Genomic DNA, 13,413 nt, shown 5'->3' with positions numbered 1-13,413 from the left:
TTATGAAATTTAATTGGGGAACAGGAATTACTATTGCAATAGTCGCTTTTATGAGTTTTATTTTATACATGGTTATTACTATGAGCACAGATAATTCTTATAGTTACGATTTAGTTACAGAAAATTATTACCAACAAGAAGTACATTTTCAAGGTGAAATTGATGCAGAGCAAAATGGAGCCAAGTATAAAGATAAAGTAACTATTCAAAGAACAGTAGAAGGTTTAAAAATAGAATTTCCTAAAGAGTTATCTCCAAATGAAATTACAGGAAAAGTGTTCCTATATAGACCGTCTAATAAACAATTAGATTTTGAAATACCTATTTCAATCTCTAATACATATTTGCTCGTGCCTGAGAAACGTTTATTAGATGGTCGTTGGAACATTAATTTGGCTTTCAAATATAAGGATAAAGAATACTTAATTAAAAGAGAAATACAATATTAATGTTTTTATCGGCAATATTATTTGGGTTATTAGGTAGTTTTCACTGTGTTGGTATGTGCGGACCTATTGCCTTTATGCTGCCAATTGATAGACAAAATAAAACTAAAGGTTTTCTACAAATTTTAAGTTATCATTTTGGTCGATTATTTAGTTATAGTCTTATCGGTTTATTATTTGGTTTTTTAGGGAAGGGATTTTATTTCTTCGGATTTCAACAGCAACTATCTATAGTTGTTGGTGTCAGTATGATTTTGATGGTGATTTTTCCTAGATTTTTTTCAAAAATAAATTTTTCTAAGGGCATCAATAAAGTTATTTTTAAAGTAAAGAATGCATTAGGCAAAGAGTTGAAGAAGAAGAGAAATGATACTTTTTTTACCATTGGTTTTTTAAATGGATTTTTACCTTGTGGTTTGGTTTATATGGCTGTTTTTGGAGCTTTAGCTACCACAAATGCTTTTTCAGGAAGTTTATATATGTTTTTATTTGGTTTGGGTACTATTCCTTTAATGACTTCTGTCGTTTATTTGGGCAACTTTACCAAAGGTACTCTTAGAAAAAAAATTCAAAAAGCAATACCCGTTGTGGTTGTATTTATTGGGGTTTTATTTGTTTTAAGAGGACTAGGTCTTGGAATTCCTTATGTTTCTCCGGCTCCTATTTTAGAAGTTATAAATGCGAATGAAATTTGTCATTAACGGTTTTTATTCTTTCTTTTTAAATTTTACTGTATTAATCATAATTTTAGCTTGTTAGCTGAAATATATACAACTAATTTTGTAAAATTTTTAACATGAAATGTATTTTCTATAAGAAAAAGAATATATTTGATATCTTATAATACTTTTCCTTTAATGAAATTAAATTACGTAAAATATTCTTTACTGTGTGTTTTGTTTTTTTCTTTAAAAAATTATGCACAAGAAACATTACCGATTTATCAAGATTATTTATCTGACAATGTGTATTTGGTACATCCATCTGCTGCAGGTATTGGTAATTCTAGTAAATTACGTTTTACAGCAAGACAACAATGGTCTGGTATACCAGATGCACCTGCTTTACAAACTATAAGTTTCCATTCTAGATTTGGTGCTGAAACAAATGCAGCTTTTGGTGTTGTTTTGTTTAATGATAAAAACGGATATCACTCTCAAAAAGGAATTCAAGGTACGTATGCGTATCATTTACCTTTAAATGATAATGGTAATTATTTTGAGCAATTATCTTTCGGGTTATCTTTTACTTTTGTTCAAAATCAATCCGATCAAAGATCATTTGGTAATGATGATGTTGCTGCAATTATTCAGAGCTCTAGTTATTATAATTCAGATTTTAGTGCTGCTTACCATAGAGGTGGTTTTTCATCTTATTTTACAGTGAAGAATTTATTATTAACAGCTAAAAATAATTTAAATGTTTTAGAACCTTTAAATTTAAGGAATTATGTTTTTTCTGCAGGATATTATTATGATGAAAATTACTATTTTCAATTAGAACCTTCTTTTATGCTTCAAGTGAAGGAAAACACAGGACAGAAAATTGCAGATTTTAATTTAAAAGGATATAAAACGCTTAATAACTATCAATTGTGGTTAGCATTGTCTTATAGAAGAAGTTTTGATGCCGATGCTGTAGAGAACTCTCAATTTGTTTCTCCAATAGTTGGTTTAAATTATAAAAATGTTATGTTTTCTTATACCTATACAAACCAAATAGGAGATGTAGTCTTAACAAAATCTGGTTTTCATCAATTAACTTTAGGTATTAATTTATGGACGCAAGATAAAACTTGGCGTAGTATGCCTAATATTAATAATTCATTTATCGGTTTCTAAAAATCTTTTTCAGTTACTGTTGTTGTGTGGTTTTTATCAGAGACTAAAATTTCTAATACATTTTTTTCTTTGTTGATAAAAAATTGATGTACACCTTTTTCTTTATTTGTATTTATTAGTAGATGTTTTTCTAAAATATTTTTGGTTTGTCTTGCTACAGCTTGACCAGAATCTATAATTTGAATTTTATTTCCAACCAATTTTCTTATTTGTGGAATTAAGTAAGGGTAGTGTGTGCAACCTAAAACTAGGCAATCTACGTTCTCTTCTATTAAAGGATTAACATAGGTTGATAATAATTCTGTCATCTCCTTAGAGTGCAGTTTACCATCTTCTATAAGCTCTACTAAGCCTGTTCCTATTATTTCTTTGCGTATAATTTTTTGGTTGATGGAATGGGATGTTTTTTCAAACAACTCACTATTTAAGGTTCCTTTTGTGGCAAGTATGCCAATGGTATTGGTTTTTGTATGCAAAGCAGCTGTTTTAATAGCTGGCTCTATTCCTATAAATGGAATATCGTATTTTTCTCTTAAAACTTTTACGGCGTTTGTAGTTGCAGTGTTGCAGGCTACAATTATAATTTTACAATTTTGTTTTAGTAAAAACTCGGTGTTTTTAATAGATAAGTCAATAATCTGTTGTTTACTTTTATCCCCATAAGGAGCGTTTTTACTATCTGATAAGTAAATAGTATTCTCTTGTGGTAAAAGTGCATTAATTTCTTTCCAAATAGAAGTACCGCCTACACCAGAGTCAAATATGCCAATAGGAAATTTATTGTGTTTTACCATGTTCTGTAAAAATAAAAAAACCTACTGAATTTCAGTAGGTTTTAATTTGTAATATTAAGTAGATTTATTAAAAACCTAATTTAGCTTTTACATCGTTAAATAAGTCTTCACCTTTTTTAACTAATAAACCTTTACCAACAGAAGCATCTAAAACATATACTACACCTTTAGAAGCAGCTACAGCATCGATAGCAGTTTGTGCTTTTTCTATGATTGGTTGTAAACCTTCATTTTGTTTTTTCTGCATATCTTGGTAAGCAAATCTTCTTGCTTGTTCAATTTTTGCAGCTTCTTGTTGTAATTCTTGAGCTCTTGTATCATTAGTTTCGTTGGTTTGTCCTTTAGACTCTGCAACATACTTTTGTCTAGTAGCTTCAATTTTCTTTTCCATTCCTGTAATCTCATCTTGGTACGTTTTACCAAGTTTCTCCATATCTAATTTTAGAGTCTTAGTTTGAGGCATTTCTGCAACTAATTTTTCAAAGTCTATATGACCTATTTTTTGTGCATTTGCAACACCTGCTAGTCCTAAAGTAAATACAGCGATTAATAGTAACGATTTTAAATTTTTCATTCTTGTTTTAATTTAATTATTATTCTTGTTCTTCTTTTTGTTCTTCTTTTTTCTTTCTTAAAGCTTCTTTCTTAGCTCTTAACAACTCTCTCTTTTCTTCTCGATCTTTTAAAAGCTTTTCTCTTTTTTCTGCGATTAGCTTCTTTTTTGCTTCAACATCTGCAATTTTCTTTGCTTGTGCTTGTTCTTTTTTGGCGATAGCTTCTTTTTGTCTATCTGTTAACTCGTTTTTAGGAGCTAGATTTCTTTCTTCTCTTTGTTTCTCTTTTTCAGCAATTAATCTACTACGATCTATAGTTGCTAAAACAAGGTCGCTAATATCGTATTTTTTATTTGAATATAGCATTACCAAGTCAGTAGATTTATCAAAAACAAAGTCATAATTTTTTCTTAAAGAAATACTTTGTATTGCATTGTAAACTTGATCTTGAATTGGCTTTACCAATTGTTTTCTTACAGAAAACATATCTCCATTTGGGCCAAAGTACAAAGATTCTAGTCTTCTTAATTCTACTTGTTTTAAACTAATTTCTTCTTCTTTTTCTTCAATTAAATCTTTTGTCAGAATTGCTTTTTCATTTGCTAAATCTGTTTTTAAGATTTCTATATGTCTAGCTTGTTCATCTAGTTTTTTTCTCCATTTAGCAACTTTAGCATCCAACGTGTTTTGCGCATCTAAATATTCTGGAACATTTTCTAGAATATACTCCATATCTATATAGGCAATTGATTGACCTCTTTGAGACCAAGAAAAAGTAACACTAAGTAAAAGAACGATTACTAAAAATATTTTTTTCATTTGTATTATGTATTTAGAAAAAACCGTGCCAAAAAAACTTTTCCCTTACAATGCTGAAGTTTTTTTAGAATTGTTTTCCAATTATAAAGTGTGTTTGCCAACCAGATTTTTCACTTTGACCAGGTAGTGGATCAAATCCATGTGCAAAATCAATTCCTAATAAACCAAATGCAGGCATAAAAATTCTTACCCCAACACCTGCTGAACGTTTTAGATCAAAGGGATTAAACTCATCAAAATCGTCATAAGAATTACCCGCTTCTAAGAACCCAAGTGTATAAATAGATGCAGAAGGAGCATCTGTAATTGAATAACGTAATTCTAATTGAAATTTATTATAAATGGTTCCACCATAGTTAGATGAAAGTCCACTGTTTTCATATCCTCTTAAACCTACTGTTTCTCTACCATCTAACTGGTAAGCAGCAATACCATCTCCACCAACAAAATAACGCTCTACAGGTGTTGCTCCTAAATCACTATTATAAGAACCTAAGTAACCTGCCTCTGCATTGGTCATTAATACCAATTTGTCTGTAAATGCAGTATACCATTTTCCTTTAAAATTTAATTTATAGTACTCTAACCATTTGTATTTGTCTACAGCATCTAAACTGCTGTCATTATAATCTTTATTATTCAATAAAGAATAAGGAAATGTTGCTTTCGCTCCAACGGTAAACTCAGATCCGTATGTTGGAAATATTAAACTTGGTCCTGCAGAGTTTCTTGATAAAGAAATATTGTAAGAAAGGTTGTTTAATGTACCATTGTTTAAGTTTAAACCTGCCAAACCAAAGTTATAGTTGTTAGATTTTAATGCTTGGTAACTAATAGATTGTGATAATTGGAAAAAATCATCTGGCCATTTTAAACGTTGTCCTAGCCCTACAGAAGCTCCAATAATACCTAAACTTTTACTTTTATCTACATCATAAGTAGTAAAATCTAATTGATATTGATTAGAAGAATATACAGAAAAAGATAATGATTTTGGTTTTTTACCACCTAACCATGGTTCAGTAAAAGAAAAACTATATGTATTGTATGTTCTACTCGTTTGTAACCTTAATGATAGTGTTTGACCATCTCCCATTGGTAAAGGCTTATAAGCCTCTTTGTTAAAGATGTTTCTTATAGAAAAGTTGTTGAATGATAAACCTAAAGTTCCTATAAAAGAACCACCACCATAACCACCTTGTAATTCTATTTGACTTCCACCTTTTTCTACAACAGAAAAGTCTATATCTGCTGTTTTATTTTGATAATCTGGTATTACATCTGGTGAAACATTAGAATCAAAGAAACCTAATTGACCAATTTCTCTAATAGATCTAATAATAGCACTTCTACTAAATAAGTCTCCTGGTTTTACGCGTAGTTCTCTGAATAAAACATGGTCATTAGTTTTGTCATTACCAGAAACAGTTACTTTTTTAATACGAGCTTTTTCATCTTCTCTAATTCTAATTTCTACTGTAATAGAATCATTTTTAACTTTAGTTTCTACAGCATTCACAGAAGAGAATAAAAAACCGTTATCTTGGTATAAAGTAGATATATCTTGAGATGTTGGGCTACCATCACCTTTAACGCGCTCTTCTAAAACAGCACCATTATATACATCTCCTTTTTCAATCTTTAAATATAATTGAAGTTGTTCTGCTGTGTATTCTTTATTACCAACAAATAAAATTTCTGCAAATCTATATTGTCTTCCTTCTTCTAATTCTAAATCAATATCGATGGTGTTGTCATCATTCCAACTAATTTTATCACTAAGAATACGTGCATCTCTGTATCCTAATCTGCTATATTTATCTAAAATACTTTCTAAATCTTCCTGAAAGTCTTCTTCTATATATTTAGATCCTTTCCAAAAACGACCAAGAAGTTTTTCTTTGGTGTTTTTCATCGCTTTTTTAAGTTTCTTATCAGAAAGCGCTTTATTTCCTACAAAATTAATGTCTTTAATTTTAATTTTTTTGCCTTTATCAATAAAAATAGCCATGTTAACAATGTTAATATCAGATGTATCTTTTTTAACATCTAAATTAACTTTTGTTTTTAGGAAACCTTTATCTGTATATTTTTTTGTGAAGTAATTTTTAGTAGTAACAATAAGGTTATCAGTAACCATTGCTCCTTTTTTTAATTCAGCATCTTTTTTAAGTTCTTTTGCTTTCCCTTTTTTAATACCTGCAATTGTTATATTGTTTAATTGAGGTAATTCTAAGACATCAAATTGTAGGTAAACTGTACTACCATCTAATCTAGCTAGGTAAACATCTACGTTACTAAACTGCTTACTTTCGTATAGTTTTTTAATGGCACTTGTAAGTTTGTCTCCTGGTAATTTAATAGGTTGCCCATTTCTTAAGCCTGTAAAAACCCTAACGGTTTCTTCACTAAACTTTTTTAAACCGGTTACACTTATGCCTCCTAGGGTGTATTCTTTCCCTTTTTCAAAGGATGTATCTTTTATAGAGGTCGTGTCTATTTTTACTGTCGATAAACTATCTATTTCAGTTTGTGCCTTAGCACTAAAAGTAAAAAATAATGCTGTTAACATTATTGATGCAGAAAATAATTTCATAAAAAATTTATTCTGTAATTTGTTCGCTTGTTTTTCCAAATCTTCGTTCTCTATTCTGATAATCTATGATTGCATCGTAAAAATGCTCTTCTCTAAAGTCTGGCCAAAGTATATCTGTAAAATATAATTCGGCATATGCCATTTGCCATAATAAGAAATTACTAATGCGTTGTTCTCCACTAGTTCTAATCATTAAGTCTACGTCGGGCAAATTAAACGTATATAAATGGTTATTTATAGTATTTTCATCAATTTCTTCGATATTTATCTCATTATTAACAACTTTTTTGGATATGTTTTTAATAGTATTAACAATTTCTTCTCTAGAACCATAGCTAAGAGCAAAGGTTAATACAATATCTGTGTTGTCTTTTGTTTGAGAAATTACATCTCCTAAAACTTTTTGAGCTTTTTTAGGTAAGCTTTCTATAGCGCCAATTGCGTTTACTTTTACGCCATTTTTCATGAAGCCAGGTAATTCCTTTTTTAAAGAATTAATTAATAAACTCATTAAAGCGTCTACCTCTAATTTAGGTCTGTTCCAGTTTTCTGTAGAAAAAGCATATAAAGTAATTGCCTCTATGTTTACTTGAGAAGCTGCACTAACAGATTCTCTAACAGCAGTTAGGGCATTTCTATGGCCGAAAATTCTATTCATTCCTTTACCTTTTGCCCAACGGCCATTACCATCCATTATAATGGCAACATGTTTTGGTGTTCTTTGTAGGTCGATTAGTAATTTTTTGTCCATAGTTTTTTATAATCCGTTTGTATAACAAGCAGGTCTACCAAAGGTATAGATTAAAGAAACCCCAGTAAACATATACCAATCATTACCTGTACCGTCTAAATTCACATTTGGTGTATCGTTAGAAAGGTAATCTAAATCATCTTCAAAAGTATATCTAAATTTTGCTTCAATTGCAAAAGCTAAAGTACCATATAATTTAGACTTATAACCAAAACCGAAAGGAATAGCCAAAGACGTTTTCTTTCCTAATTTTTCTATTCCTCCTGTTGGTAAGTATGAACTTACGTTTGTATGATTAAAAACAGCCAATTCTAAGATTAGGTAAGGAGTCCAAGTTTTATCATAAGAAGATAAATCATATTCATAGAAATTATATTCGATACCAACAGCTAATTCATTAATATTGTTAGAAAACTTGTATGTTTTTCCGCTAGCGTCTAATCGATCTCTTCTATACCCCGTGTCTGCATCTGCATCATTTCCTGAAATAGGTAGAAAGCTGTAAGATGCTCTTAAAGCAATTCTTGGATTCCAATTGTACTTGTATGTAATGCCACCAGCGAGTTCATTCGGATAAAAGTAGTAGTTTTTACCAATGTCACCAACATAGTTAGTACCTCCAATAGTAAGGCCTACCTCATGAAGTTGCCCCATAAAAATAGAGGTGAAACTTACAAATACAAAAAATAATATTCTTTTTTTCATTATAAAATAGTGGGCAAATATAGAAATTTCAAATTGCTTTATAAAGTTAATATATAGTCTTTTTTGAATAACAACATTTTTAAAGAAATATTGTAAGTACTCCGTTAAACATTTGTTTTGTTTCTAATGTCTTCTCCCCATAAAAGTTTACTTCTTAACGTCTTTAAAAAAGATTGGTTTTTAGGTAGAATACTTTTTATGGTAAAATCTGTTTTTTCTATTAGAATTTTTGTGTGGTTGGCTACCGTAGTAACTCTAGAATCTAAAGATACTAAGTAGCTTTTTTCTCTAGAATCTACTTCTAACTCTACTTTAGTTTCGTCAGAGATTACTATAGGCCTTGCATTTAAGTTGTGTGGTGCAATTGGTGTAATTACAATGTTTTTAGAATCTGGTAAAATTACAGGTCCGTTACAACTTAACGAATAGCCTGTAGAACCAGTTGGTGTAGATATTATTAAGCCGTCTGCCCAGTAATTTGTAAGGTACTCTCCGTTTAAATAGGTTTTTACCCCAATCATAGAAGTAGTGTTCTTTTTGGCAATAGTTACTTCATTTAAGGCAAAATTTAATTCTTCAAAATCTTTTGTTTTAGGTTCTGTTTTAACAGATAAAAGTGTTCTTTCTTGTATGGTATATTCGCCTTTTAAAACCAAATTTATACTTTCTTCTATTACGTCTTTTGCAACGATGGCTAAAAAACCTAATCTACCTGTATTTATGCCTAAAATAGGAATGTCTAAATCTCTAATATGGGTTGCAGAACGTAAAAATGTACCGTCTCCACCAAGTGTAAGCATGATATCAAAAGTATTGTTTAAATCATTAAAATTATCAAATGATTTGTATGAATCCTCCAATACTTTATTTACTGTTAAAAGTTTGTAAAACTCATGTTCAATATAAAAATCAATCTTATTTTTTTGTAAAACGTGTATTAATGTTTTAACTTCTTTTTCTGATGTAATCGCGTATGATTGACCGTAAATTGCTGCTTTTTTCAATACGTTTTTTTATTTTTTGGTAAATGTATTCTTATAGGTTTACATGTCTAAATATTTCTGTAAATATTCAGACCTACTTTTTAAATCTTCTAAATAAATGTCATTTTCATGCATAGATATAATTTTATAATCATACCTTCTAAAAGTTTGCATAATTTCATTTATTTCTTCAGAAATTACTTTGATGGTAACTTGTACATTATCTAAATTCTTTTCGGAAATATATAAGCCTAATAATTGACCTCCACTAGCTTCTATAATTTGTACAACCTGACTCATAGAGTAGTCGTTCCTTAATTTTTCTATAATTAAAGTCTCGCTTTCTTCAACCATAAACGGACTTGTCGAAAAAACATCTAAAACATCACGTAAATCAAAATAACCAATATAATCTTTGGCTTCATTTAAAACAGGTATAAGGTTGGTGTCATTGTCTGCAAAAATCTTTAACAGTTCTAAAACAGTTGCTTTTTCATCAGCAAAAAAAGAATTTAATAAATGTGCATGCTCAACTAACTCTTCTTCGTTGTTTTCTATGGTCTGTATATCATCTTCTGCAAAAGAACCTAATAATTTGTTGTTTTCAATAATGGGAAAATGTGTTATATGATTTTTTCTTAACACTTTTTGAGCACTTTTAACAGTGTCTTTTAAGCGAAGTGGTTTTATTTGTTCTAATAAGTAGTCGTTCATATTCATGCTTTACGAATATAGGATAAAATGATTTAATAAATTATATTTGCAGCCTAATTTTAGACAATGACAAAGTTAAGTGTAAATATTAATAAAATAGCAACTTTAAGAAATTCTCGTGGAGGAAATGTCCCTAATTTATTAAAAGTAGCCAGTGATATAGAAGAGTTTGGTGCTCAGGGAATAACAATTCACCCAAGACCAGACGAAAGACATATTCGTTATCAAGATGCAAGAGATTTAAAAAATGTTGTTACTACCGAGTATAATATTGAAGGAAACCCTATAAAATCTTTTATGGATTTGGTCTTAGAAGTAAAACCAACACAAGTTACTTTGGTGCCAGATGCTCTAGATGCAATTACTTCTAATGCAGGTTGGGATACCATTACACATCAATCTTTTTTACAAGAAGTAATTAAAGAATTTCAACAAAACGGAATTAGAACTTCAATTTTTATTGATACAGATGCAAAACTGATTGAAGCAGCGGCTAAAACAGGAGCAGATAGAATAGAATTGTACACAGAAGATTTTGCAACGCAATATGATTTAGGTAATTTTGATGCTATAAAACCCTATACAGAAGCTGCAATTTTATCACATAAATTAGGTTTAGGTATTAATGCTGGGCACGATTTAAGCTTAGATAATATTAAATTCTTTAAAGAGAATATTCCTAATTTGGCAGAAGTTTCAATAGGACACGCACTTATTGCAGAAAGTCTGTATTTAGGTTTAGAGAATGTTGTAAATATGTATTTACATCGACTGAAATAGTAAGTAGTATTCAGTCTCAGTTTTCATTTTCAGTCTGCAATAAAACTATGTTTTCTATGTTTCTATGTGGTCAGGAAATTTTAAAAATGTCTCCTCGAGCGCAGTCGAGAGGTTAATCTTTAGGTCTCGACTGCGCTCGACCAGACAAAACAATCAAAATGTCTAAAAATCAAATTTTACATTCAACGATAAAAGGAGAAGGAAAACCATTGTTAATTTTACATGGTTATTTTGGAATGTCTGATAACTGGAAGACAATTGGAAATCAGTTTGCTGAAGATTATCAAGTTCATTTAATAGATCAAAGGAATCACGGACGTAGTTTTCATGAAGATGAATTTAATTATGAGGTTTTAGTAGAAGATTTACATGCTTATATTGAGCATTATCAGTTAGAAGAAGTAAATATTATTGGGCATTCTATGGGCGGAAAAACCGCGATGTTGTTTGCCGTTACATATCCAGATTTAGTTGATAAATTAATTGTTGTTGATATTTCTCCAAGAATGTACCAACCACACCATAATGCTATTTTAGCTGGATTAAATTCTATTGATTTTTCTGTAGAAAATACTCGAACTTTGGTTGATAAAAAATTATCAGCTTTAATTCCGGATTTTGGTGTGCGTCAGTTTCTGTTGAAAAACGTCTATTGGAAAGAAAAAGGAAAATTAGCGTTTAGATTTAATTTGGAATCCTTAACCGATAATAATCCAGAAGTTGGTGAAGCTTTGCCATCATTTACTGTTTTTGAAAAAGATACCTTGTTCTTAAAAGGATCAAAATCGGACTATATTACACAAGACGAAGAACCAATTATTGAAGCACATTTTCCGAATTCTAAAATTGTAGAAATTAAAAATGCAGGGCATTGGTTACATGCAGAAAATCCGAAGGATTTTTACGCAGAGGTTTCTGAGTTTTTGAGTTAGTTTTTTGAAGGTTCGTTATCGTTGTTTTGTGTACACTTTGTTACGTGTTTAAGCAACTAAGTTAGTAAACAAAAACGAACGCGAGAAAAATATCGAAGGAATTTTCCAAATAGGCAAGGACCAAAGCAATTAATTATACACGGTGTTAGCAGCTTTATTTTATTTCAAATTCTTTAATTATTGAATTTATTGGGATTGCTTTCACTTTTTTACCTTGCAATAAAAAAATCACATCTTTTGTTTTTCCAATTACTATTCCATTGATAATTTCATTGTCGGAGTATTTTAAGTTTATTGGTGAATTTTCTTTTGTTTGTTTACTTGTGAATTTTCCATAAAAATCAGCAGAAAGATAAAGGTAGAAAATAAAAAGAATAAAAAATAATGAATACCTGTATGAATTGAACCAGTTTTTTTTATCCCAACCAAAGTTTATTCTCGAGTAATTTTTCGGAAATTTTCTATTAAATAGACTATCAAGTTTAAAAAAGAGAAAAACTAACGTTATTGTTATTGTAGAAAATAATAATATTTTAAAATCAGAAAAAGGAGCTACTAAAAAATCAAAAACATCCGCATAATCAAAAATATTAATTCCGAATTCCGAGTACTTTTGATAAGTAAAAAGCATTCCAATACCAACAATCAAAATATAGAAAATTGTAATTACTGTTTGTATTTCTTTAAAAATGAGTTCGTAAGTATCTTTAATTAATCCTTCTTTCATATTTTTGGTCATATTGCTGCTAATGAAATAATATAAAATCGTTTTAATATTTTATATCAGTCGATAACGAAATTAGCGTTTTATTGGTTTAGAAACAAACCAAATAATTTATAAAATGTATCTTTGATACTTTAATTTTTTCAATCTTTTAATAAAGAAAAATGAATATAGAAAACGCACAGAAACAAGTAGACGATTGGATTAAAACTCATGGGGTTCGTTATTTTAACGAGTTAACAAACATGGCGCAACTAACAGAAGAAGTTGGTGAAGTTGCACGTATTATTGCAAGACGTTATGGGGAACAAAGTGAAAAAGAGTCTGATAAAAATAAAGATTTAGGAGAGGAGTTGGCAGATGTAATGTTTGTCGTTTTGTGTTTGGCTAACCAAACAGGGGTCGATTTACAAGACGCTTTTGAAAAGAAATTAGATATTAAAACAAAACGTGATCACGACCGTCATCACAATAATCAAAAATTAAAATAATGACATTTTTAGAAAAAATAAAACAACCGCTTTTTTGGAGTAATTTTGCTAGAGTAGCTATTCCTTTCTTTGTAATTGTAACGGTAGTTTCTTTGTTAATGGCTAGTTTTAGTGATTTATTTTCTGCGGACTTTGCGAAAGTTATAGAAACCAATTTTGCAGACGGAAAATGGAAAAACTTCTTTGGATTTAAAGTTGTTTTTAGTGCGGCTTATGGTTTGTATATGACCAATAAAAAAATGGTGTAAGCAAAAAGAAATCCCCAAGGTGCAACCTTGGGGAT

At 29.8% G+C, this 13,413-nt stretch carries 16 protein-coding genes; 7 read left to right on the top strand and 9 right to left on the bottom strand.

Features of this window, described 5'->3' with window-relative positions; translation table 11 throughout:
- The first annotated feature begins 2 nt into the window (after nucleotides 1-2).
- The 3 genes from H0I27_RS14820 (at nucleotide 3) to H0I27_RS14810 (ending at nucleotide 2,287) form a co-directional block, all read left to right on the top strand.
- Nucleotides 3-449 (top strand): FixH family protein, encoded by a 447-nt coding sequence (locus H0I27_RS14820; protein WP_218731389.1) that lies wholly within the window; start codon nucleotides 3-5, stop codon nucleotides 447-449.
- A complete protein-coding gene (locus H0I27_RS14815) occupies nucleotides 449-1,147 on the top strand; it encodes a sulfite exporter TauE/SafE family protein (RefSeq protein WP_218731388.1) in 699 nt (232 codons plus the stop codon). The genes H0I27_RS14820 and H0I27_RS14815 overlap by 1 nt, the downstream gene beginning before the upstream one ends.
- A 156-nt stretch (nucleotides 1,148-1,303) precedes the next feature.
- Nucleotides 1,304-2,287: a type IX secretion system membrane protein PorP/SprF gene (locus H0I27_RS14810; RefSeq protein WP_218731387.1), complete on the top strand. Its 984-nt coding sequence runs from the start codon at nucleotides 1,304-1,306 to the stop codon at nucleotides 2,285-2,287.
- Here H0I27_RS14810 and murI read toward each other — a convergent pair.
- The 8 genes from murI to H0I27_RS14770 form a co-directional block, all read right to left on the bottom strand.
- Nucleotides 2,284-3,081 carry a glutamate racemase gene (gene murI / locus H0I27_RS14805; RefSeq protein WP_218731386.1) on the bottom strand — a complete coding sequence of 266 codons (798 nt, stop codon included), beginning with the start codon at nucleotides 3,079-3,081 and terminating at the stop codon, nucleotides 2,284-2,286. The genes H0I27_RS14810 and murI overlap by 4 nt on opposite strands.
- Before the next feature lie 67 nt (nucleotides 3,082-3,148).
- Nucleotides 3,149-3,655: an OmpH family outer membrane protein gene (locus H0I27_RS14800; RefSeq protein WP_165732252.1), complete on the bottom strand. Its 507-nt coding sequence runs from the start codon at nucleotides 3,653-3,655 to the stop codon at nucleotides 3,149-3,151.
- Between the two features lie 19 nt (nucleotides 3,656-3,674).
- Nucleotides 3,675-4,454 carry an OmpH family outer membrane protein gene (locus tag H0I27_RS14795; RefSeq protein ID WP_218731385.1) on the bottom strand — a complete coding sequence of 260 codons (780 nt, stop codon included), beginning with the start codon at nucleotides 4,452-4,454 and terminating at the stop codon, nucleotides 3,675-3,677.
- Nucleotides 4,455-4,518: 64 nt separating this feature from the next.
- A complete protein-coding gene (gene bamA, locus H0I27_RS14790; protein WP_218731384.1) occupies nucleotides 4,519-7,050 on the bottom strand; it encodes an outer membrane protein assembly factor BamA in 2,532 nt (843 codons plus the stop codon).
- Between the two features lie 7 nt (nucleotides 7,051-7,057).
- Entirely contained in the window at nucleotides 7,058-7,801 is a 744-nt protein-coding gene (locus H0I27_RS14785) for an isoprenyl transferase (RefSeq protein ID WP_165732258.1), read from the bottom strand.
- A 6-nt stretch (nucleotides 7,802-7,807) separates the two neighbouring features.
- A complete protein-coding gene (locus H0I27_RS14780; RefSeq protein ID WP_218731383.1) occupies nucleotides 7,808-8,506 on the bottom strand; it encodes a DUF6089 family protein in 699 nt (232 codons plus the stop codon).
- A 104-nt stretch (nucleotides 8,507-8,610) separates the two neighbouring features.
- Nucleotides 8,611-9,510, bottom strand: coding sequence for an NAD kinase (locus H0I27_RS14775; RefSeq protein ID WP_218731382.1), 900 nt, complete (start codon nucleotides 9,508-9,510; stop codon nucleotides 8,611-8,613).
- A gap of 39 nt (nucleotides 9,511-9,549) precedes the next feature.
- Nucleotides 9,550-10,203: a CBS domain-containing protein gene (locus H0I27_RS14770; RefSeq protein ID WP_254712691.1), complete on the bottom strand. Its 654-nt coding sequence runs from the start codon at nucleotides 10,201-10,203 to the stop codon at nucleotides 9,550-9,552.
- Nucleotides 10,204-10,269: 66 nt separating this feature from the next.
- Between H0I27_RS14770 and H0I27_RS14765 the strand changes: the two genes are divergently transcribed.
- A complete protein-coding gene (locus H0I27_RS14765) occupies nucleotides 10,270-10,983 on the top strand; it encodes a pyridoxine 5'-phosphate synthase (protein WP_218731380.1) in 714 nt (237 codons plus the stop codon).
- Between the two features lie 158 nt (nucleotides 10,984-11,141).
- Nucleotides 11,142-11,915 (top strand): alpha/beta fold hydrolase, encoded by a 774-nt coding sequence (locus H0I27_RS14760; protein ID WP_218731379.1) that lies wholly within the window; start codon nucleotides 11,142-11,144, stop codon nucleotides 11,913-11,915.
- 154 nt (nucleotides 11,916-12,069) lie between these two features.
- Here H0I27_RS14760 and H0I27_RS17665 read toward each other — a convergent pair whose 3' ends face one another.
- Nucleotides 12,070-12,642: a hypothetical protein gene (locus H0I27_RS17665; protein WP_254713099.1), complete on the bottom strand. Its 573-nt coding sequence runs from the start codon at nucleotides 12,640-12,642 to the stop codon at nucleotides 12,070-12,072.
- 161 nt (nucleotides 12,643-12,803) lie between these two features.
- On the opposite strand from H0I27_RS17665, the gene H0I27_RS14750 reads away from it, so the two are divergent.
- Both H0I27_RS14750 and H0I27_RS14745 read left to right on the top strand, forming a co-directional pair.
- On the top strand, nucleotides 12,804-13,130 hold the full coding sequence (locus H0I27_RS14750) for a nucleotide pyrophosphohydrolase (RefSeq protein ID WP_218731378.1): 327 nt from the start codon (nucleotides 12,804-12,806) through the stop codon (nucleotides 13,128-13,130).
- Nucleotides 13,130-13,378 carry a hypothetical protein gene (locus H0I27_RS14745; protein ID WP_165732273.1) on the top strand — a complete coding sequence of 83 codons (249 nt, stop codon included), beginning with the start codon at nucleotides 13,130-13,132 and terminating at the stop codon, nucleotides 13,376-13,378. The genes H0I27_RS14750 and H0I27_RS14745 overlap by 1 nt, the downstream gene beginning before the upstream one ends.
- Nucleotides 13,379-13,413 lie beyond the last annotated feature (35 nt).

Origin of the sequence: Polaribacter sp. HaHaR_3_91 (assembly GCF_019278525.1) — a bacterium.
Taxonomy (GTDB): domain Bacteria; phylum Bacteroidota; class Bacteroidia; order Flavobacteriales; family Flavobacteriaceae; genus Polaribacter.
This window is presented reverse-complemented; position numbering and strand designations above follow the sequence as displayed.

Bases quoted from the DNA above. Each gene is read 5' to 3' on its own strand.
- H0I27_RS14750 (WP_218731378.1), top strand. From the start codon at position 12,804: ATGAATATAGAAAACGCACAGAAACAAGTAGACGATTGGATTAAAACT.
- bamA (WP_218731384.1), bottom strand. From the start codon at position 7,050: ATGAAATTATTTTCTGCATCAATAATGTTAACAGCATTATTTTTTACT.
- H0I27_RS14795 (WP_218731385.1), bottom strand. From the start codon at position 4,454: ATGAAAAAAATATTTTTAGTAATCGTTCTTTTACTTAGTGTTACTTTT.
- H0I27_RS14820 (WP_218731389.1), top strand. From the start codon at position 3: ATGAAATTTAATTGGGGAACAGGAATTACTATTGCAATAGTCGCTTTT.
- H0I27_RS14785 (WP_165732258.1), bottom strand. From the start codon at position 7,801: ATGGACAAAAAATTACTAATCGACCTACAAAGAACACCAAAACATGTT.
- H0I27_RS17665 (WP_254713099.1), bottom strand. From the start codon at position 12,642: ATGAAAGAAGGATTAATTAAAGATACTTACGAACTCATTTTTAAAGAA.
- H0I27_RS14760 (WP_218731379.1), top strand. From the start codon at position 11,142: ATGTCTAAAAATCAAATTTTACATTCAACGATAAAAGGAGAAGGAAAA.
- H0I27_RS14745 (WP_165732273.1), top strand. From the start codon at position 13,130: ATGACATTTTTAGAAAAAATAAAACAACCGCTTTTTTGGAGTAATTTT.
- H0I27_RS14780 (WP_218731383.1), bottom strand. From the start codon at position 8,506: ATGAAAAAAAGAATATTATTTTTTGTATTTGTAAGTTTCACCTCTATT.
- H0I27_RS14770 (WP_254712691.1), bottom strand. From the start codon at position 10,203: ATGAACGACTACTTATTAGAACAAATAAAACCACTTCGCTTAAAAGAC.
- H0I27_RS14815 (WP_218731388.1), top strand. From the start codon at position 449: ATGTTTTTATCGGCAATATTATTTGGGTTATTAGGTAGTTTTCACTGT.
- H0I27_RS14800 (WP_165732252.1), bottom strand. From the start codon at position 3,655: ATGAAAAATTTAAAATCGTTACTATTAATCGCTGTATTTACTTTAGGA.
- H0I27_RS14765 (WP_218731380.1), top strand. From the start codon at position 10,270: ATGACAAAGTTAAGTGTAAATATTAATAAAATAGCAACTTTAAGAAAT.
- H0I27_RS14810 (WP_218731387.1), top strand. From the start codon at position 1,304: ATGAAATTAAATTACGTAAAATATTCTTTACTGTGTGTTTTGTTTTTT.
- murI (WP_218731386.1), bottom strand. From the start codon at position 3,081: ATGGTAAAACACAATAAATTTCCTATTGGCATATTTGACTCTGGTGTA.